Raw genomic sequence first — 18,823 nt, 5'->3', positions numbered from 1 at the left:
ACCCGTTCAGCGTTTGATCAAACGAATTTCAAATAGCTTGGGCCATAATTTTCCGGTCACAAACAACCTGTCTTTGGCAGCATCATAGGCAATGCCATTGAGTACATCGGGGTGAGCCAGGATACGATCGCCCATGGGCAAGAGACCATTCAAATTGATCCAGCCTGTGACCTTGCCTGTCTTGGGGTCAATGCGGGCTATGGTGTCGGTTTGCCAGATATTCGACAATATCTCGCCTTTGACCCATTCGAGTTCATTTAACTGATCGACAGGTTTCCCATCTGCCGTCACCTTGATGCGACGGGTTTCATGCAGGGTTTCAGGATCGAGAAAGCGCAACTCGGCGGTGCCATCGCTCATGATGATTTCTTTATCATTGCGTGTCAGGCCCCAGCCCTCGCCTTTGTAGGCAAATTCTTTTTGAAAGGCAAAGCTATCGAGGTCCAGCACATAACCCGCTTGCGAGGTCCAGGTAATGCCTATCAGGCGCTTGCCCCACCAAGTGATGCCTTCACCAAAAATTTGCCCGGGCAAATCGATTTTTTGCAATACCTCGCCAGTTTCCAGCCGGACTTTGCGCACCGATGAGCGGCCCTGCAAACCCGTGCTTTCATACAAGATACCATCCTTGAAGAACAGGCCCTGGGTAAAGGCATTCGGATCATGCGGATAGCTGTGCACCACTTCATAGCCATAAGTGGGGATCGCCGCCGTAGCGGCCACCGCGCTGCTGGCAGGAACAAATGCCAGACAACCGCAGACAAAAGCCGTTAAAAAACTAGCCTGGCAAACTGTAGACTTCCAATTACGCATGCATATATCCCATCCTGAACAGGCAACCAACCCGGCTGCCTTTCGATTTTGCCGCATGCTGTCAACAAAGACAGCAGCAGCATCAAAGGGGGAAAGAATAGATATTTTCTGACTAACTGTCACCTGAATTTACTTAGCGTGACAAATCTCCGTTACAGAAGTAAAAGCAGCTCAGGATACTTTTATCAGCCCGGTGCCTTGTTTGGATCAGCCTTATAAGCCAGATAATAAGGGTCAGTGAGCGCAGCCTGATTGACCCCTTGTGTACCCACAAATGCCGCATACGGTGAAGCCAGCAGCGTCTGGTTACGGATTGTTATGTTTTTTTGGTTCCAGTCGTTATTATCTTTGCTGAGTTTTTCATAAGCGACTTCATAGTTTTTCAATTGCGTACCCCACTCCGCCGAGCCAATTTCTGCGGTGGGTCGTTTTAAAGAGCGGACAGAATCTGGCCGCGGGTCAGGATTGAATACCAGGTCCGCGGCCAGCAGATTGGGGCCACCACCGGGATTATTTGCTTCCGCAAATGCGGCGGGATTACTTGGGTCATACACTCTGTAAGCTGGGTGAGTCGTATTGATCGCAGCTATCGTGCTGGTAGGGGCAGCAGCTGGCTGGCTGGCCGCAGCAGGCGCCGCCAGCACACTCGCGACTGGAGCAAGGGTCGCCTTGCTACTGGCCGCGTCAGCGACACTGACAGGTGTGTTGATGATGCTGCTCGCCGCTGCCACTGCCGTACTATCTACAGGTGCTACTGCAGCGACTGTGGCGGCAGGAACCGGCGCAGGTGCTAGCTGTGGCGCTTGTAACTGCTGGCCGAGGGCCGCCAGGCTGGCTTGAATTTGCGATACCAGATCTGCTGCAAAGCCATTGTCATGCAGAGCCGTCGTGGCTTTCTCTTTGATGGCACTGACCAACTCTGCCTTGGTGTCTGGCTGTACCGCATTTTGCAGGGCCAGTTTGAATTTGGCTGCATTCTCTTCCACCTCAGCCAGACTGGACTTGAGCTTGCCTTGAAGAGCCTGCATATCGCCGCTAAATACGGATTTTAAATTTGAAATATCTTGCATATATCCTCCCGGGATGCGAGCCGCTCCTTCAGCGCGACTTCAACAATACTGGCTGAACTCTGACAGCCTGAATTACCAGACTACAAAATATCAAATTATGCGCATGATTGAAGCTCAAAAAAGAGGCAAAATCCTGCCCCAGTTCCTGCTTTGAACACCTCCCCCGATTTCACATCCTCGCATTGCATGTAATAAAAATACATACACCTTCTCAAAATACCATAAAAATTTTACCGAATAATTTGAAATTACTGATTTAATGTAGTTTAAATACAAAATAAAAATAGACAATCAACAGGAGAGACAATGAAAATCACGAGCGTCTTACGTCTGGCCATCAGCTTGGCTGCCTTGCTTCCTGTACTGGTCCAGGCACAGCCAGCCATAGAGCATGTGGAACCCGGTTTTTGGTGGGTAGGAATGAAGAGTGACAAACTGCAGATCATGTTGCATGGGAAGCAAATTGCCAGCTATACCCCGCATATCAATTATCCCGGTGTGCACATCAGTGGCACGCATAGATTGAGCAATCCGAATTATCTGTTTCTGGATCTGCAAATATCGACAGCTACGCGCCCGGGCAAATTCAATATCAGCATGCAACAGGGGATGCAGCAATTTGCCATCCCCTATGAATTCAAGACACGTGAAAAAACTGCTGCCCAGCGACGTGGTTTTGGCCCGGCAGACGTCATCCTCAATCTCATGCCTGACCGTTTTGCCAACGGTGATGCCAGCAACGACAGTTTGCCCGGCTTTACCGACAAGCTGGACCGGGCCGATGCCAGCGCTGGCCGCCATGGTGGCGACCTGAAAGGCATACGCGATCACCTGGACTATATCGCCAGCATGGGTTACACCATGCTGTGGCCGACGCCGGTAGTGGAGAATAATCAGCAGACCTATTCCTACCATGGCTATGCGACGACCGACTATTACAAGGTCGATGCCCGCCTGGGCAGCAACGAAGAATATCTTCAACTGATAGCCGAAGCCAAAAAGAGGGGCATAGGCGTGATCCAGGACATCGTGCTGAATCATATCGGTGATGGTCACTGGTGGATGAAAGACTTACCCAGTAAAGACTGGCTCAGTTATAACAGCGAATTTGTTCCGACTTACCATGCGCGTACCACGGTCAGTGATCCTTACGCTTCGGCCATCGATAAAAAGAATTACACCCAAGGCTGGTTTGAAGTCCATATGCCAGACATGAACCAGCGCAACCCGCTGGTGGCGAATTACCAGATACAAAATACCATCTGGTGGATAGAGTATGCCGGGCTGGCAGGTATACGGGCGGATACTTATGGCTATTCCGACCCGGCCTTTTTAACAGAGTGGTCGCGCCGCGTCATGCAGGAATATCCCCACCTGACACTGGTAGGCGAAGAATGGTCAGATAATCCCAACCTGGTAGCGCATTGGCTGCGCGGGCACAAGAATGCCAATGGCTATGTCTCGCATATGCCCAGCATGATGGATTATCCCTTGCACGACACGCTGCGCAAGGCCCTGGTTGCGCCAGAGAACCTGCATTCCGGTTTTGCCACCTTGTATGAAGCCCTGATTAATGACCAGCTTTATCCGCAACCATCGGCTATGGTGCTGTTTGAGGGCAATCATGATGTCAGCCGACTGTACAGCGCTCTCGATGAAGACCTGGACTTGTTCAAGATGGCGATCACCTATGTCGCCACCATGCCGCGCACGCCACAGTTTTACTATGGTACCGAGATTTTGATGGCCAGCACCAAGCATAGGGATGATGGCGCGTTCAGACAAGACTTCCCGGGTGGCTGGGCGAGTGATGCAGTGAATGCCTTCACTGGCGCTGGCCTCAATGCAAAACAACTGGAAGCACAGGCCTTTGTCAGAAAGCTGCTGAACTGGCGCAAGACCCAGAGCGCCATACATAGTGGCAAACTGATGCACTTTGCGCCTCAGGATGGCATCTATGTGTATTTTCGCTACGACCAGAAACGCAAGTTCATGGTCGTGATGAATAAAAATACGGCTGTCACAGAGTTGGCAATGGCACGCTTTGTCGAAATACTACCGGCCAGGGCCAAGGCCATGGATGTGCTTAGCGGACAGGCATTTGAGTTGACGCAAAAAATAAGTGTAGCTGCCCGCAGTGTCTTGCTATTGGAAGTACATTAACTCACGAAAAACAGGAGCATGATTTTGGTGTAGGCTAACAAGCTTTTGCATAGCCTGGATCATCGTGAACAAAGCGCCCGTCTCCACTTATCTGAAACTCGTCTGTGTCGCCCTGTTCTGGGGTGGCACTTTCATCGCCGGGCGCCTGGTCGCCAAGGAAATACCGCATATGATTGCGGCCTTTATCCGTTTTGCTGTTGCCAGCGTCTTATTGTTCTTAATGGCATGGCGGCTGGAAGGTGGCTTGCCCAAACTCAGCAAGCAGCAAATGCATGCGACCTTTGCGCTGGGAGCAACCGGCATCTTTTTGTATAACCTGTGCTTCTTTGCCGCTCTGGAAAATATGCCAGCCGGGCGCACTGCCCTGTTCGTGGCCCTCAACCCTATCGTGACTGCACTGGCACTGGCGATGTTGTTTGGAGAAAGGCTCAGCAAGATACGCTGGCTGGGCATTATGGTGGCTTTTGGTGGTGCAGCCGTGGTGATTACCCGCGGCGATTTAATAGGTGCCATGCATGATTTATCGCAATCGCTGGGCAAGGGTGAACTCTTCATGCTGACTGCCATTTGCGGCTGGGCTGCCTATACCATCATAGGCAGGCATGCCCTGAAAGGCTTGTCACCTATCGCTGCCACCACTTATGCCTCCTTATGGGGCTTGCTCTTGCTGGGCCTGGGCGCAGTACTGGAACTGCCACGTTTTGAACCTGCCCGCATGAGCTGGCAAGTGCTGGCATCATTGGTCTATCTGGGTGCTTTTGGTACAGTAATAGGCTTTGTCTGGTATTACGAGGGGGTAAAGAGCATAGGCCCGGCGCGAACTGCTGTCTTCAATAACCTGGTGCCGGTCTTTGGTATCAGCCTGGGAGCACTGATCCTGGGTGAACCTATTTTGCCATCGATGATAGTTGGCGGCTTGCTGGTCATTGCCGGGGTGACATTGACCAACAAGACCTGATCATACATTCACGACAGATTTTTTCAATTTCATGATGCCAGTGGCAATTTGCCTTGATACGCCTGTGTAGACAGGCCCGTTCAACATACTTTCTGCGGCAACATATTGACCAATATTGATCAGGCTGGCTACTTTGGCGGCAGCAACATGAAATTGCTTGTGTGCGTCTATCAGATGAGCAAATTCTGGCAAGTGAGCATTTTGCTGTTTGCCTTCATGGTCCAGCCAGCAACCGATTTCACATTGATGGATATTGGATATGAGGCCAATATCCATTTGTGATTTCTTGCCTATGGCGGCACGAAATTTAACTTTCCATTCGGCATGCTTGCTGATCGCTGATTCCAGATCCATGATTTACTCCATCTGATTGAATGCTGCAAGACTAACGAGGAGCTTGCTCCTCGTCAGCACTGACTTGGCTTGCGATGAATTAACGTGGATTTACCTTAGGAAAATCCACATCCGTGTGAGCCACGTTATTGACATAGTTGGTCAATACATTCAATGCCACATTCAAGACGATTTCTATGACGGCAGCTTCATCAAAGCCTGCTGCACGCAAATTGGCCAGCTCAGTATCGCTGACACGGCCGCGCTGCTCTGCGACCTGGCGGGCAAATTGCAGGGCTGCATGGGTTTTGGTATCGGCAGCCTGGGCAGCACGTGCTGCATCAATATCAGCATCGCTGAGTTTTGCCAGGTTTTTACCGAGGTAGGCATGGGCTGCCAGGCAATAATCGCAGCCATTGTATTCTGCAATAGTCAGGGCAATGCGTTCACGCAATTGTGCACTCAGAGTGCCTTTGGCGAGCGCGCCACTGAGCGAGAGATAGCCTTCCAGGGCAGCCGGGCTATTACCAACCAGTTTCATCAGATTAGGCACCATACCCAATTGTTGATTCACGGCGGCCAGCAAAGGCTGGGAAGCTGCAGGGGATGTTTCTACGCCAGGGATAGATATACGGGACATGTGAGACTCCATTCAAATCGGTTTAAGGGATTCGCGTTTTATATCTGCGCCGCGAATGGTGTAACTTTGCCTTATTCCGATAAAGAAAAGAATACTCGTAATTTGAAATTCATTGTTCCACAATTTGGAATTATATGAGATCTAAGCCGGCAAAAAAAACGGCCTGGCATTTGCATGCAGGGCTTTTTTTTCCTGCGCAGGGGTCATGCCCCTGCGGAAGACAAATTAAAACTTTTTCCAGAGTTTGACGAAGTAAGATGCACCGCCCAGGCCAAACTGTACGCTGTCATAGTAAAAACCATTGTCGGTTTCATTTGGGTCTTGACGGGTAGGCTTGACGTTGAAAATGTTATTGCCGCCTACAGTCAGCTTGGTAGTGTCATTGAAGGCATAGGTCAAAGACAGGTCAGCCGAGGTTTTAGGCTCGTAATAGGCATTTGGTACCCCCGCTGCCGTACCTGAGAAAGTGCCCAGGGTTTGTGAACCATAGTGTATTACCTTGAATTCACTGGACCATGGACCCTGGTCATAATTGAAGGCCAGGGTGGCTTTCATTCTTGGGCCACCTTGCTCTATGAACAGGCGCTCACGCTCGGACAGCAATACATCTTCATAACCTTTCAGGGATGCAGGGGCCTGTACCTTGGTGACTTCTGTTTTGCTGTAGTTCAAACCCAGGTAGGTAGACAATTTGCCCGCACCCAGATTGGTTTTATGGGATGCCGTCAAATCCAGACCCTGGGTCTTGGTATTGATGGAATTCACAAAGAACTGTGCCTGGCCTACACCGAGTGCAGACAAGGTTGCGCCGAGGGCTGGGTAATTGTTTGCATCAAAACGACCGGACAAGACGATACGGTCGGCGATATCAATGCGATACAAATCAGCCGTCATGGCGAAAGCACTATTGGGTTTATAGGTCAGGCCCAGGGTATAGTTTTTCGAGGTTTCATCCTTGAGCTTGGGTATGCCTGCAGCATTCGCCACGGCGCCACCGTTTGGAGCCAGTACCACATCCATGGGCTTGCCACTGATGAAGTCAGTAAAGGTCGAAGAGAAATACACTTGCTGCAGCGATGGCGCACGGAAGCCTGTGCTGAGCGAGCCGCGCACCAGGACATCATCAGACACTTTGTAACTGCCCGCCAGCTTGCCCGTCAGGGTAGAGCCAAAGTCACTATAACGTTCGCCACGGACTGCCGTTTGTACCTTGAAGCGATTGCTCACATCTGTTTCTATATCGACGTAGGCAGCGACGCTGTTCCTGTTTTTATCAGTGCGGTCACCAGGCTGGAAGCCGGGGAAGCCCTGGCTACCTGCATTGCCGCCAAAGCCCAGGCCATCGACGTCATTGTAAGAGCCAGGCTCACCGGGAGTAATCTTGTAGTTTTCACGGCGGTATTCTCCACCGAAAGCAACGTTGACCCCATTCATGAAACCGTCAAAGAAGCGGCTAAAATCCAGATTGGTGGTCGCTTGTGAGAAAGAGAAACCACCTGCATCAAAGCGACTGGGGCTGATACCCTTGCCACCAGCCAGCAAGTCTTTATTGGCTATCGAGGCATTCAAGGTATTGCTGATGTTGTACTTGAGTTCGTTGTAGCCATAAGTTTGCGACAGGTCGGCACGCCATTCACCAATATCCCATTTATAGCCTACCGTGCCGTAGATATCATTGATGTCACCATTGATGTAAGGCACAAAGCCATTGGGATACATGGCAGCAGAGTTACGTGATGGAATATCGTCAGAACCTATGCCACCGCGTGCCCAGGCAGCAGATGATGCCTTGCGCTGTTGCGTGCCCAGGGTGAAATACAGTTTATCATTGCCGCCGTTGGGCACTTCACCGTTCAGGTAGACAGTCGGCCCGGTCATCTTGGTGTCGCCGATGGTACGTGGATTGCCTGGATCAGCACGATTCGAGCGGCCGCGGTCAGTATATTCTACCGTAATGCCCAGCACGCCTTTTTCACCCAGGGCGATGCCGCAATAGGCAGATGGCAGGTAGTTTTTACCATCACCGGCAGAATACTGGCTATAGCCAAAGCTGGCTTCGCAGCCCAGGTTTTTCTTGAGTGTGATGTCCATGACACCGGCAATCGCGTCTGAACCGTACTGGGCAGCAGCACCATCGCGCAAGACTTGCACATTGCTGATCGCCATGACAGGGATGGCATTCAAATCAGTACCGGTATTACCGCGGTTGCGGGCACCGAACAAATTCACCAGTGCTACCGTATGACGGCGTTTGCCATTCACCAGCACCAGGGTCTGGTCTGAGCCCAGACCGCGCAGGGCGGCAGAATCAATCAGATCAGCGCCATCAGCACCGGTCTGGCGAGTGGAGTTGAAAGAGGGCGAAATATTCGCCAGGGTCTGGGCCAGGTCAAACTGACCGCCCTGCTCTGCCTGTTTTGCGACGGAAATAAAATCGACTGGCAAAGGTGTATTGGTTGCGCTGGTATTGGCGCGGCGTGAACCAACGATGGTCATGGTTTGTATGCCGGCTTCGGGGGCTTTTTCTGCTGCCGGAGCAGTTTGCGCATAGCCTATTACGGGACTGAAAACTGTTGCTGCACTTGCACCATACAGGGCAAGTAAAATCGCTTTGCGCATCTTACTCATAACTAACTTCTCCAAGAATATATAGAAAACCTCAACTGGTATGCCCAGAAGTATGGTTGTCGGCATATTAGAGTGTCAATTATTGTGCTCTGCAGTGTGGCATTTTTGTGTAAATTGTATAGACGTATTTCGAATTTGGGTTTAATACTGAAAATTACATAACCTTATTACTTGGCCAGTTGTTGTAGATATTGCAGGCCAGCAATCGCCCGACTGCCATACCAGGACAACATTTCACCATCGACCAGTTGCACGGGCAGGCCCAATTGTTTCTCAAGGGCATCGACATGAGCCTCAGTAAAACGATAGGGTTCAGTCGATAACAAAACCCTGTCTATGGGATGCTGCATGGCACTACTCCACTGGAAACCAGGATAACGCAGGATACTATTCGGAGGGGACCAGGTTTGCCAGCCTATCAGGGCCAGCATGGCAGCGATATAGGTGTCACGGCTGACGGTCATCCAGGGGTCTTGCCAGATGCAGTAGACGACTTGTTGCTGACTGCCAGATGACGGGGCCAAAGCAGCATAGGCTGTTTCAAACCGCGCACACAATTCCAGGGCTTTTTCTTGCGCTGCAAAAATCCCGCCCAACAATTGATACAGGGCCAGATTATCGCTCGGTACCAGGGGATGGGTAACGATCACATGGGGGATGAATTGCGCCAAAGCCTCTACTGTGGGCTTTTCATTTTCATCGATATTGACGATCAGATGAGTAGGGGCCAGCTTGCGGATTTTTTCTATATTCACATCCTTGGTGCCGCCTATCTTGGGGATAGCCTGCACCGTTTGCCTGGGATGTATGCAAAAGCCGGTACGCCCTACCAAACTGTGTCCCAGCCCAAGTTCACAGATCAACTCTGTAATGGAGGGCACCAGGCTGACAATGCGCGCTGGTGCCGTAATTGGCGCGTGGACAGTACCTATGGCATCCGTCCATGCAATTGATGGAGAAATCACTTTTGCGGCTGGCTCTTGCATGATGCGGTCACGGTTCAGTCTGTCGATGCCCTTGGTTTACGGCGTGCCCTGGCAAACACTGCGTCATATAGACAGTTGGGCAAGCTGCGCAGTAATTTGGCGACCACTCCCATTTGCCAGGGGATGACACGATAGCTGTCAGCCCTGTCTATGGATTTCAGGGCAGCCCGGCAAAATGCCTGCACAGGCATTAAAAATGGCATGGGATAGGGATTGTCCCTGGTCATCGGTGTATCGATATAACCAGGGGCAATGGTCACCACCCGTATGCCACTGTCGCGTAATTCCACCCGCAAGGATTCGCAATAATTGATGACCGCAGCCTTGGACGCACAATAGGCTCCCGCCCCCGGCAAACCACGTATGCCAGCCACACTGCCTATGCCAACCAGACGGCAGTCGCTGCTTTGTGCATAGGCTTTCATGCCGTTGATGAAAGGAGAAAAAGTCGCCACCGTGGCCATCAGGTTGGTTTGCAATATGCTGTCAAACACCTTGATGTCATCCGCATATTCACTGAGTGTGCCGACCGAGATACCGGCATTGGCAATCACGATATTCACCTGGCCTACTGCCTGCATGAAGTCCTGCGCCGCCCTGGTCAAAGCAGCATGGTCAGTCACATCCACTGCATAGATATGATGTTGAGAGGCATTCGGCAAACTCAGCCGCAATTCTTCCAGCACTTCCTGGCGACGGGCCAGCAAGCCCAGGGTGGCTCCTTGTTCGGCATAAGCCCGCGCAAGTGCAGCGCCTATGCCTGAAGATGCACCGGTGATAAAAACAGTTTTCATGATTTCCAATGAAAAAATCCGCCAGGATGGCGGACTAGGGCGTGCTGTACTTATTTCTTTTTGGCTGGCGCTTTTGCCGATGCAGCACTGGCGGTGGCAGGCGTTGCAGCAGGTGCCGCTGGTGCGTTTCTTTCCTTTTGTATCTTGGCGATCATGAAGTCCAGGACCTGTATCGCTGCACGATTTTGCATATCTTCTGTGACGCGAGACATGCTTGCAACCGCCATCACTGGTGAAGTTACATAACGGCCATCGATGGCAATTGAGGGAACGCCGTCAATCTGATAGGCATTCGACAGTTGTGCCGCACGGCTAAGCTTGCTGGTAGTAATAGTAAAGGAATTATAGACCTCACTAAATTTATGCTTATCCAGCCCAGACTTGCTGACGAACTCCATGACCTCGGCATCGGTCTGCAAGCGATTATGGTCGACGTGAAAAGCTTGAAATGCCTTGATATGATATTCATCGGCCTTGCCCATGGCTTCCAAAGTGAAGTAGAGTTTTTGCTGCGGCACCAGATCATGGAAATTGACGTGGATGCGTTTGAAGGAAATATTATCGCCCTGCTTTTTCACCCACTCAGCCAGCAAAGGCTCGAGCGCATAGCAATGCGGGCAAAAATAGCCAAAGAATTCTATGACTTCAATTTTCTTGCCTGCGTCTACCGGTTGTGGACGCTTTAGCACCTGGTATTCGACACTGGCCTGGGGAGCAGCAGGTGTGGCACCAACCGCCACCGCCACCAGGGACAAACCAGCCAGCATGAACATACGACGTTTGATGTGACTAAAGAATTGCATCACGATTCCTTTATTTCCTGATTACCTAAGAATAACTAAGAATGACTCAAGATTTATTTGACAGTACGGACAACCGCAACATCAACGCTATTTTCTGACAATCTGGAACGGGTACGGTTCATGGTTTCCAGTTGTGAATAAGGCCCCAAACGTACATGGTACATGGTGCCTGAATCGGAAGTTTTTTCCACGATACGGGCTTCAAAACCGATCAATGCCAGCTTGGCACGGCTGTTTTCTGCTGCTGCCTGTTCCTTAAACGCACCAACCTGCAAAAAGTAAATATATTTTTCGTCGGTATTGTCGTTCTTGGCAGCTTCGGCAGCGCGCTCGGCTTTTTCAGCAGCCTTTTCTGCGGCTGTTTTCTCTGGTGGTTTTTCTGGCTTGACTTCAGGCTTAGGCGGTACAACCGTTTCAGCAGGCTTGCTGGCCGTCAACTCCTTGTTGGCTTCCTTGACGGCATCTTTGTTGCCGTACAAAGGCTTGTTTGGATCCTGTAACTGCGTCAAGGGGATATCAGCTTTATCCGACTTGCCATTTTTATTGGTGAAGGGTGTCGATGATTTGGTAATCACCATCGCCACACCCACCGCAATAGCCAGCCCAACTACCAGGCCAATAATGATGCCAGTCAAGGTACTGCCGCGCTGGCTATTCTTTGATTTTGGGGCGTTCTGTTGAGCTTTCATGCGTCTCCGACGTGTTTCGTTAGCTTAAATTCTGAGCGTATTTTCTTAGCTAGAGTCTGCTGGGTTACATCTTGTTAGGCGCAGAAACGCCTATCAGGGCCAGACCATTGCGCAAGACCTGGCGGGTTGCCAGCATCAGGGCCAGTCTTGCCAGCTTGGTTGCTTCATCATCCACCAAGACCCGTTCGGCATTGTAATAGCTATGCAATTCACCTGCCAGATCGCGCAGATAGAAGGCAATCTGATGCGGGCCCAGTTCATCCAGGGCTTTTTCCAAAGCTTCTGGATATTCTGCCAGCTTGGCCAGCAAACTGGCTTCACGGGGTGCAGTCAATGGGGACAGATCGACATTGGCCAGCGGTGCAAAGGCGGCTTCATCGGTCGCATATTGCGCCAGTACAGAACAGATACGGGCATGCGCGTACTGTACGTAATACACCGGATTTTCATCCGAACGCGCCAGGGCTACGTCGACATCAAACACAAATTCAGTGTCGGCCTTGCGGGAAATCAGGAAGAAGCGCACCGCATCACGGCCACGCTGCTCATCACCGCCCGCCGACCATTCGATGAGGTCGCGCACTGTGACATAAGAGCCAGCACGTTTGGAAATCTTGACCTCGGCACCGTCTTTCATGACGGTGACCATTTTGTGCAGGATATAGTCTGGGTAACCCTGAGGTATACCTACATTCAGGGCCTGCAAGCCGCCACGTACCCGGGCAGTGGTGCCGTGATGGTCACTACCCATGATATTGATGGCTTTGCGGAAACCACGCTCCCATTTGGTGACATGGTAAGCCACGTCGGGGACGAAGTAAGTATAAGTGCCATCCGACTTTTTCATGACGCGGTCTTTGTCGTCACCATAGTCGGTGCTACGCAGCCACAGGGCACCATCTTGTTCATAAGTCTTGCCAACCGCCTTCAGGGCAGCCACTGTCGTCTCTACCTTGTTTTCTTTGTAGAGCGAAGTTTCAAGATAGTAATTATCGAATTTCACACCAAAAGCCAGCAAATCAGCATCTTGCTCACGACGCAGGTAAGTCACGCTGAAATGGCGTATGGATTCAATATCATCGGCATCGCCACTGGCTGTGACAGGTGCACAGTCACCGGCAGAGACGGTTTGTTTCGCAAGGAAATCCTTGGCGATATCGGCGATATAGTCGCCGTTATAGGCAGACTCCGGCCAGCCTGCATCACCAGGCGCAAAGCCTTTGGCGCGGGCCTGTACTGACAAAGCCAGGTTATTGATCTGTACACCAGCGTCGTTATAGTAAAACTCACGGCTGACGGCGTAACCCTGCGCATCCAGCAAGGCAGACAGGGCATCGCCCAATGCACCCTGGCGACCATGGCCTACATGCAAGGGACCAGTAGGGTTGGCAGAGACAAATTCCACGATGACTTTTTCACCGGCACCGCGCTGGCTTTTACCGAACTCAGCACCCTTTTGCAACACTGTCGCGACCACAGCCTGCTTGGTAGCAGCAGCAAGACGGATATTGATAAAACCAGGACCGGCGATTTCCACGCTGGCAACCAGCGGGCTATTTTGTGCTTCTACTGCTGCAACGATTGCCTGTGCCAGTTCGCGCGGATTTTTGCGCAGCGGCTTGGCGATCTGCATGGCAATATTACAAGCGGCATCACCGTGAGAAGGATCGCGTGGACGCTCCAGCGCTATCACGGGCTTAAGCTCGGAACCGACCAACAGAGGTTCTACCGCATTCTGGAATAATTTCAGTAATTCTTGTTTTTGTTCAGCTAGCATGGCACACAATTTTTATTGTATTTTGACAATAAATAAAATAAGGACAGGGGACATTATACTGTCTACCCTGTCCCCTGTCTGAGATGCTGCAAGCTAATCTTGCATCTTCTTGTTACCAATTACTACCCATCCTCTTTCTTTAGCCAGTCTGCCGCGTTTTACACTGCTGCCGAGCTGGCAAATACTGCGTTGGATGACATTGCTTGTTTGTACATCAGCAAGACATGCAACATTTTGCCCAGGAACAAACCGTTGAACAAACCGAACAAGGCAGTGCTAATGACAGCGAACAGCATATTGGTGTGCAAAGCCGGACTCACATGCAAAGCCACATTGACAACATACTTCATGACAAAGATAGACATCATCATGACCAGCGGACCCCAGCTACCACGATAGAACACTGTACCCCTGTCTGCCAGGATACGTACGTTCTTGTCGCTGACCATATTCCATGACACCGTAGCACCTGCAGCTATCGCAGCAACCCAGGTAGCGATCACCAGAGGCTCAGTACCGAAACCTGACAAGATACCGTGTGCCGACAAGCCCAGCATGACCAGGGGAATAATGACCACGGCCCTGACTGTCAATTCGCGGTCTACGCTGGCTTTGATGCCGCGAAATGCCAGAAAGCCCAGAATTACCCATACATACATTGGTGTGCCGCTGATGATTTGGTTCAACATGATGATCTCCTTAAGTGTTGTTGGTGTAGTTTCGGTTTGTTTGTTCTGCTGCGATGGAAGAAGTATTACAAAGTCCATCCAGCCTGTATGCCAGAAAGCGACGAAGCCTCACTTCTCGCCGCGAAAGAGGTATTTTTGGTCGTGAGTGGTCCAGCTCAGACGTGTAGAATGCTAGGTTTTCTTCGTCTGGATACGCTATGTGGTTCAAGAATCTACAAGTTTTTCGTCTGACAACTCCCTGGAAAATCACTGCCGAGGAGTTGCATGCCCAATTGTCACGTATTGCCTTTTCACAATGTGCCTCGAATGAGATGCAAAGCCAGGGCTGGGCATCACCACGCAATAATGACCAACTGGTACATAGCGTCAATCAGCAATTCCTGATTTCTCTGGCAACAGAAAAGAAATTGCTGCCTTCCAGTGTCATCAACCAGGTAACAAAGGCACGTGCGCTGGAAATAGAAGAAGAGCAAGGTTTCGCCCCTGGCCGCAAAGCCATGAAAGACTTGAAAGAGCGCATCACCGAAGAATTGTTGCCGCGCGCCTTTGCCGTCAAGCGCAATACCAATATCTGGATAGATCCGGTGAACCGCTGGCTGGTCATTGACGCTTCCAGCCCATCCAAGGCCGACGAAGTCATCAAACTCTTACTGAAATGCTGCGACAAGCTGCCACTGGAAGGCTTGCGTACCAAGACTTCCCCACAAGCGGCCATGACAGGCTGGCTGGCTGGTAATGAAGCGCCCAAAGGCTTCACCATAGACCAGGATACCGAGCTCAAGTCTTCAACGGAAGACAAGGCGACAGTGCGCTATGTGCGCTACACCCTGGAACCAGATGACATCCAGAAACATATCACTGCTGGCAAACAATGCACCAAGCTGGCTCTGACCTGGGATGACAAGGTCAGCTTTGTCCTGACCGATACCTTGACGATCAAGCGCATCAAGCCGCTGGATGTGCTCGATGAAAGCAAGGACAAGGGGAGCAATGAAGAAGAGCGCTTTGATGCTGACTTCGTACTCATGACTGCAGAGCTGGCCAGCTTACTCAGCGATGTGGTGTTTGCACTGGATGGTGAGATGGACAGCGCACAGGCTGCGTGATGAACTGATACGGTAACGGCTATGTATTTGCCGGTGAGCTCAGACACATATTTCAGTCAAAGTTTGAAGCCTGTAGAAAGACGAACGAAAAAAGACAAGCGACGCTTGTCTTTTTTTATGTATGTACAGTTGGTATCGTTATCTACAGCACCTATGAAAATGTATTTGAGAAAAAACGACACCTAATTCACTGAGAATTTGAATCCGCCCTTTCTTGCAGAGCAGATTCCACTTTGATGGTTTTTTACCTACTTTCTTTCGCGCTTTAATTGTATGATGTTTTTACCATTTAAATATAAATTACGCTTTTAACAAACGTAACCTGTATAGCAAATGCACATCATTACTTTAAAAAAGTAATCGAGTCCGGTTAAAACTGGGAAATTATTTAAGAAGACAATTAAACGTTCAAATCATTGAAGGAACAAACTATGCAGTGTACTAAATGCAACTCGGAAAATACTCAACGATTAGAAGTAGTGTATGACAGCGGCACTCAAAATATATCTACAACCAGTCACTCTGCTGGCGCCGGCATAGGTGGGTCATTCGGTGTAGGGGGAGTAAGAACATCAACAAGTGGCACATCGCAATCCACTCTTGCAGGTAAAGCAGCACCACCAGCAAAGCAAAGTTTTCTCTGGTCAATAATTATGGCTATTGTTGGTTTTTTTGTGCTGATGGGTGATGGTATAGGAATGAAATTATTTGGTGTTTTACTTATTGGTGCAGGCGCTTATTTTACATATACAGCAATACAATTTAATTCTCAAAAATGGCCTGGTCTTTATCAGTATTGGAAAGATTCTTGGTTTTGTAATAAATGCGGCACTATTTATCACCAGCCTTAATTTGCGCTATTTATAAATAATTGCACCTATCAATGTCCAGTTAAGACTTGGTGAATATCAAATCGGAGCTGGAATTGACGACGAGACCAACGAAAGTTGGTCTTTGTTTATGTGTGTCAGTTATGGGAAGATACTCGGATGAAAATACCGCTGTAAGCGCATCACAACGAATGACGCGAATGGCATATAACAGCTTTTTGGGGTCAAAGGCTGAAAGAGAGAAGGAGCCAGAAACCCGCATGTCAATGGACAGTATCCCTCGTTAAAAGAACGCACTGCGGCAGGTGGTAGGGAACATATAGAAACGCTTGAAGACAAGTAAAGGGGAGTCCAATATTACCGCAAGCTGTAGCTATATCTGACAGGTAGATTTTTCTGCCTTCGAAAAGGAAAAAGGCATATAACTCAATGAATTATATGCCTTTTCTCATACTGGCGGAGCGGACGGGGCTCGAACCCGCGACCCCCGGCGTGACAGGCCGGTATTCTAACCAACTGAACTACCACTCCGAAACTACTTAACCGTTCTTGCTGTTTATCTGTGGTGGGTGCTGAGAGGCTCGAACTCCCGACCTACGCCTTGTAAGGGCGCCGCTCTACCAACTGAGCTAAGCACCCATATATTGCCTAGTCAGATAAACCAACGTTGTGTCACCAACGCAAGAGAAGCATTATTATAGAGGGCGACATGCCTTCTGTCTAGTCCCTTTCTTGTTTTTTCTGATTTTAATGATTTAGCTAATTTTAATTGTTTTTTTCTAACAACCCGGAACCGCTCATTTCAAAGGTGGGGAGGCTGCTTGCTCTTCCCTTATCAAGTCTGCCAAACAGTGCTCACTAAACTGTTTGTACCCTTATCCCTTAATGAATTTGTCCATAAAGACATGATCAGCGAACCAGAGCTATTCCAGTTTCTTAGCTGACCAGGAGGTTCAGTCCGGTGTTGCAGCCATATCAGCAGTCAAGATCCAGCCGCTCGTTAGCTCCTGGGTTTTAGGATGGGTGTACAGTATCTTGGTGAAATCCTTATATTGATGCTGAGGCTTGAATTGATCCCCTTGAACTAAAAATGCCTGGGTAGATTTACAACTTGGATGCGGCGCTGAGTGAAAATAACTACGCCCGCTCTTAACGATGCGATTAAGTCCTGGGGCAGGATCTTTAATCTCTTCAGCAATCGCATATGCCTGGTATTCGAGCACATCGCAATCCGTCAAAAGTTTAAAGCCCGCTTCTGCCGGCTCATAAACTTCTATATCGGTTCCCTGCTTGGCTACCCGATAACGAGCCCGAATTGGTGCCACGCCTGGGTCCCCAGGACAGTTTTGGGCCGCATCGTGCAGCTCACGCACAGCAATATCAATTGCTTTCGGGTCGTCTTCCTCAAGAAAAAATGACAGGCAGTTTTTTCTGGCAGCGCTGTCATACAAACCACGTTGTGCCAATTTTTGTAAGGCCTGGTCTACTAAAACTTGCTCTTGATCACTGCTTGAGTCTGTCGTTTGAGGCTGCCCCGTTGTGCTATTAGTTGCGCCCGTCTTGGCTGGAATTTCCGTGCTGGGTTGCGGCCAATAACGATAAGAAAGTAGCGCAATAGCACAGACAACGATGAAAGCTCCTGCTAGTTTTTTCCTTGCCTGCATATTCGATCACCTTAATTAATTTGGGAGGCAATCTAACATTTGTCTGCCATCAAAACAATGTTTACTGTTTTATGCTCAACAAAAATCTGCAAGTAAAATTACTTCCGTACAAGTAAAGAAGAAGCATCAGATTTTTTTAATTGCCTATAACAACCTGAGAATTTGCTTTTGCCCCCTCGTCAAATCCAGCATCTCTGTTGATCAGCAAACGCCGCTAGAGCACCAGCCCGCTAGGCTCCTGCCTGCGCAGGGGCAGCGATTGAGAGGTTTCGCGTTGGAATACGCGCATCTGGACGCAAAGATTTGAACGCAACATCGCCGATCGTACTGTCAATGCTGGCAGCCAGCCGCCCTGGTGATAAGAGAGTTAGCCTCACAAGCGTCGCTCCAGCGCAGGCTGGAGCCCAGCGTCGTTGCTTGATCGTCCGTGTTGTGTGATCGAGACCGCGCTTGATCGATGAAACAGCGGTGCGCGCAGCGCACCTTACTTTGCTGAATTGAAGGCTAGCGCCTTAAAGAGCCATGTCCAGGATTGAAATCAAAAGCCCAAGCCCCAGAGTCAAAGCAGAGATTTCTCATGTTTTTTGCTGTTCTTTTGTTTTTCTTATTTTTCTCAGTGCGACTCTGTGTCTCTGTGCCTCTGTGTTGAGAGGTCTTGGGGTTAGTTTTTGATTCTTTTGATGTCTGTTACGGCTAATGGCGTGAAGTATTTTCCGTTTGCGCAAAAGCAAAACCCCCACTCAATTGCTTGAATGGGGGTATGCGGAATAAAAGCCTGACGATAACCTACTTTCACACTGGTTGCAGCACTATCATTGGCGCGTAATCGTTTCACGGTCCTGTTCGGGATGGGAAGGGGTGGTACCGATTAGCTATGGTC

16 protein-coding genes, 2 tRNA genes and 1 rRNA gene are annotated in these 18,823 nt (G+C 49.9%); 4 read left to right on the top strand and 15 right to left on the bottom strand.

What is annotated here, in order from left to right; genetic code table 11:
• Window positions 1-6 precede the first annotated feature (6 nt).
• Together ACO0LC_RS20680 and ACO0LC_RS20675 are read right to left on the bottom strand one after the other, a co-directional pair.
• Complete coding sequence (locus ACO0LC_RS20680; protein WP_423006597.1) at window positions 7-813, bottom strand: glutaminyl-peptide cyclotransferase; 807 nt, start codon at window positions 811-813, stop codon at window positions 7-9.
• A gap of 185 nt (window positions 814-998) precedes the next feature.
• On the bottom strand, window positions 999-1,883 hold the full coding sequence (locus tag ACO0LC_RS20675; protein WP_423006595.1) for a hypothetical protein: 885 nt from the start codon (window positions 1,881-1,883) through the stop codon (window positions 999-1,001).
• A 306-nt stretch (window positions 1,884-2,189) separates the two neighbouring features.
• Here ACO0LC_RS20675 and ACO0LC_RS20670 point away from each other — a divergent pair, with 306 nt between their 5' ends.
• Window positions 2,190-4,046, top strand: coding sequence for a glycoside hydrolase family 13 protein (locus tag ACO0LC_RS20670; RefSeq protein ID WP_423006593.1), 1,857 nt, complete (start codon window positions 2,190-2,192; stop codon window positions 4,044-4,046).
• A 64-nt stretch (window positions 4,047-4,110) separates the two neighbouring features.
• The gene (locus ACO0LC_RS20665) at window positions 4,111-5,004 is read left to right on the top strand and encodes a DMT family transporter (protein ID WP_423006591.1); all 894 of its coding nucleotides are present in this window, start codon (window positions 4,111-4,113) and stop codon (window positions 5,002-5,004) included.
• Here ACO0LC_RS20665 and ACO0LC_RS20660 read toward each other — a convergent pair whose 3' ends face one another.
• The 9 genes from ACO0LC_RS20660 to ACO0LC_RS20620 all read right to left on the bottom strand — a co-directional run bounded on the left by ACO0LC_RS20660 (window position 5,005) and on the right by ACO0LC_RS20620 (window position 14,343).
• Window positions 5,005-5,358: a CZB domain-containing protein gene (locus ACO0LC_RS20660; protein WP_423006589.1), complete on the bottom strand. Its 354-nt coding sequence runs from the start codon at window positions 5,356-5,358 to the stop codon at window positions 5,005-5,007. It lies immediately after the preceding gene.
• A gap of 79 nt (window positions 5,359-5,437) precedes the next feature.
• Window positions 5,438-5,977 carry a carboxymuconolactone decarboxylase family protein gene (locus tag ACO0LC_RS20655; protein ID WP_423006587.1) on the bottom strand — a complete coding sequence of 180 codons (540 nt, stop codon included), beginning with the start codon at window positions 5,975-5,977 and terminating at the stop codon, window positions 5,438-5,440.
• 225 nt (window positions 5,978-6,202) lie between these two features.
• On the bottom strand, window positions 6,203-8,605 hold the full coding sequence (locus ACO0LC_RS20650) for a TonB-dependent receptor plug domain-containing protein (protein ID WP_423006585.1): 2,403 nt from the start codon (window positions 8,603-8,605) through the stop codon (window positions 6,203-6,205).
• Window positions 8,606-8,772: 167 nt separating this feature from the next.
• The gene (locus tag ACO0LC_RS20645; protein WP_423006583.1) at window positions 8,773-9,591 is read right to left on the bottom strand and encodes a helical backbone metal receptor; all 819 of its coding nucleotides are present in this window, start codon (window positions 9,589-9,591) and stop codon (window positions 8,773-8,775) included.
• Window positions 9,592-9,605: 14 nt separating this feature from the next.
• Window positions 9,606-10,385 carry an SDR family oxidoreductase gene (locus tag ACO0LC_RS20640; RefSeq protein ID WP_423006581.1) on the bottom strand — a complete coding sequence of 260 codons (780 nt, stop codon included), beginning with the start codon at window positions 10,383-10,385 and terminating at the stop codon, window positions 9,606-9,608.
• A gap of 50 nt (window positions 10,386-10,435) precedes the next feature.
• The gene (locus ACO0LC_RS20635) at window positions 10,436-11,188 is read right to left on the bottom strand and encodes a thiol:disulfide interchange protein DsbA/DsbL (RefSeq protein WP_423006579.1); all 753 of its coding nucleotides are present in this window, start codon (window positions 11,186-11,188) and stop codon (window positions 10,436-10,438) included.
• 53 nt (window positions 11,189-11,241) lie between these two features.
• Window positions 11,242-11,877: an SPOR domain-containing protein gene (locus ACO0LC_RS20630; RefSeq protein WP_423006577.1), complete on the bottom strand. Its 636-nt coding sequence runs from the start codon at window positions 11,875-11,877 to the stop codon at window positions 11,242-11,244.
• 64 nt (window positions 11,878-11,941) lie between these two features.
• Window positions 11,942-13,654, bottom strand: coding sequence for an arginine--tRNA ligase (gene argS / locus ACO0LC_RS20625; protein WP_423006575.1), 1,713 nt, complete (start codon window positions 13,652-13,654; stop codon window positions 11,942-11,944).
• 158 nt (window positions 13,655-13,812) lie between these two features.
• Complete coding sequence (locus tag ACO0LC_RS20620; RefSeq protein WP_423006573.1) at window positions 13,813-14,343, bottom strand: DUF6622 family protein; 531 nt, start codon at window positions 14,341-14,343, stop codon at window positions 13,813-13,815.
• Window positions 14,344-14,540: 197 nt separating this feature from the next.
• Here ACO0LC_RS20620 and ACO0LC_RS20615 point away from each other — a divergent pair, with 197 nt between their 5' ends.
• Together ACO0LC_RS20615 and ACO0LC_RS20610 are read left to right on the top strand one after the other, a co-directional pair.
• On the top strand, window positions 14,541-15,449 hold the full coding sequence (locus ACO0LC_RS20615; RefSeq protein ID WP_423006571.1) for a recombination-associated protein RdgC: 909 nt from the start codon (window positions 14,541-14,543) through the stop codon (window positions 15,447-15,449).
• Between the two features lie 431 nt (window positions 15,450-15,880).
• Window positions 15,881-16,300 carry a hypothetical protein gene (locus tag ACO0LC_RS20610; protein WP_423006569.1) on the top strand — a complete coding sequence of 140 codons (420 nt, stop codon included), beginning with the start codon at window positions 15,881-15,883 and terminating at the stop codon, window positions 16,298-16,300.
• A gap of 433 nt (window positions 16,301-16,733) precedes the next feature.
• Here ACO0LC_RS20610 and ACO0LC_RS20605 read toward each other — a convergent pair.
• From ACO0LC_RS20605 to rrf, 4 genes are all read right to left on the bottom strand, one after another.
• Window positions 16,734-16,810, bottom strand: a tRNA-Asp gene (locus ACO0LC_RS20605).
• A gap of 32 nt (window positions 16,811-16,842) precedes the next feature.
• Window positions 16,843-16,918: transfer RNA gene (locus ACO0LC_RS20600), tRNA-Val, on the bottom strand.
• 314 nt (window positions 16,919-17,232) lie between these two features.
• Window positions 17,233-17,943 carry a hypothetical protein gene (locus tag ACO0LC_RS20595; protein ID WP_423006567.1) on the bottom strand — a complete coding sequence of 237 codons (711 nt, stop codon included), beginning with the start codon at window positions 17,941-17,943 and terminating at the stop codon, window positions 17,233-17,235.
• Window positions 17,944-18,716: 773 nt separating this feature from the next.
• Window positions 18,717-18,823 (bottom strand): 5S ribosomal RNA (rrf, locus tag ACO0LC_RS20590); the annotation flags it as partial.

This window comes from Undibacterium sp. JH2W, assembly GCF_049340425.1.
Taxonomy (GTDB): domain Bacteria; phylum Pseudomonadota; class Gammaproteobacteria; order Burkholderiales; family Burkholderiaceae_D; genus Undibacterium.
Note: the sequence above shows the minus strand (reverse complement) of the source record. Positions and strands in the feature narration are given on the sequence as shown.

What these genes read in the sequence shown, in the direction of transcription:
- ACO0LC_RS20610 (WP_423006569.1), top strand. Translation starts at nt 15,881, where the DNA reads ATGCAGTGTACTAAATGCAACTCGGAAAATACTCAACGATTAGAAGTA.
- ACO0LC_RS20595 (WP_423006567.1), bottom strand. Translation starts at nt 17,943, where the DNA reads ATGCAGGCAAGGAAAAAACTAGCAGGAGCTTTCATCGTTGTCTGTGCT.
- ACO0LC_RS20645 (WP_423006583.1), bottom strand. Translation starts at nt 9,591, where the DNA reads ATGCAAGAGCCAGCCGCAAAAGTGATTTCTCCATCAATTGCATGGACG.
- ACO0LC_RS20660 (WP_423006589.1), bottom strand. Translation starts at nt 5,358, where the DNA reads ATGGATCTGGAATCAGCGATCAGCAAGCATGCCGAATGGAAAGTTAAA.
- ACO0LC_RS20630 (WP_423006577.1), bottom strand. Translation starts at nt 11,877, where the DNA reads ATGAAAGCTCAACAGAACGCCCCAAAATCAAAGAATAGCCAGCGCGGC.
- ACO0LC_RS20670 (WP_423006593.1), top strand. Translation starts at nt 2,190, where the DNA reads ATGAAAATCACGAGCGTCTTACGTCTGGCCATCAGCTTGGCTGCCTTG.
- ACO0LC_RS20675 (WP_423006595.1), bottom strand. Translation starts at nt 1,883, where the DNA reads ATGCAAGATATTTCAAATTTAAAATCCGTATTTAGCGGCGATATGCAG.
- ACO0LC_RS20640 (WP_423006581.1), bottom strand. Translation starts at nt 10,385, where the DNA reads ATGAAAACTGTTTTTATCACCGGTGCATCTTCAGGCATAGGCGCTGCA.
- ACO0LC_RS20620 (WP_423006573.1), bottom strand. Translation starts at nt 14,343, where the DNA reads ATGTTGAACCAAATCATCAGCGGCACACCAATGTATGTATGGGTAATT.
- ACO0LC_RS20615 (WP_423006571.1), top strand. Translation starts at nt 14,541, where the DNA reads ATGTGGTTCAAGAATCTACAAGTTTTTCGTCTGACAACTCCCTGGAAA.
- ACO0LC_RS20650 (WP_423006585.1), bottom strand. Translation starts at nt 8,605, where the DNA reads ATGAGTAAGATGCGCAAAGCGATTTTACTTGCCCTGTATGGTGCAAGT.
- ACO0LC_RS20655 (WP_423006587.1), bottom strand. Translation starts at nt 5,977, where the DNA reads ATGTCCCGTATATCTATCCCTGGCGTAGAAACATCCCCTGCAGCTTCC.
- ACO0LC_RS20635 (WP_423006579.1), bottom strand. Translation starts at nt 11,188, where the DNA reads ATGCAATTCTTTAGTCACATCAAACGTCGTATGTTCATGCTGGCTGGT.
- ACO0LC_RS20680 (WP_423006597.1), bottom strand. Translation starts at nt 813, where the DNA reads ATGCGTAATTGGAAGTCTACAGTTTGCCAGGCTAGTTTTTTAACGGCT.
- argS (WP_423006575.1), bottom strand. Translation starts at nt 13,654, where the DNA reads ATGCTAGCTGAACAAAAACAAGAATTACTGAAATTATTCCAGAATGCG.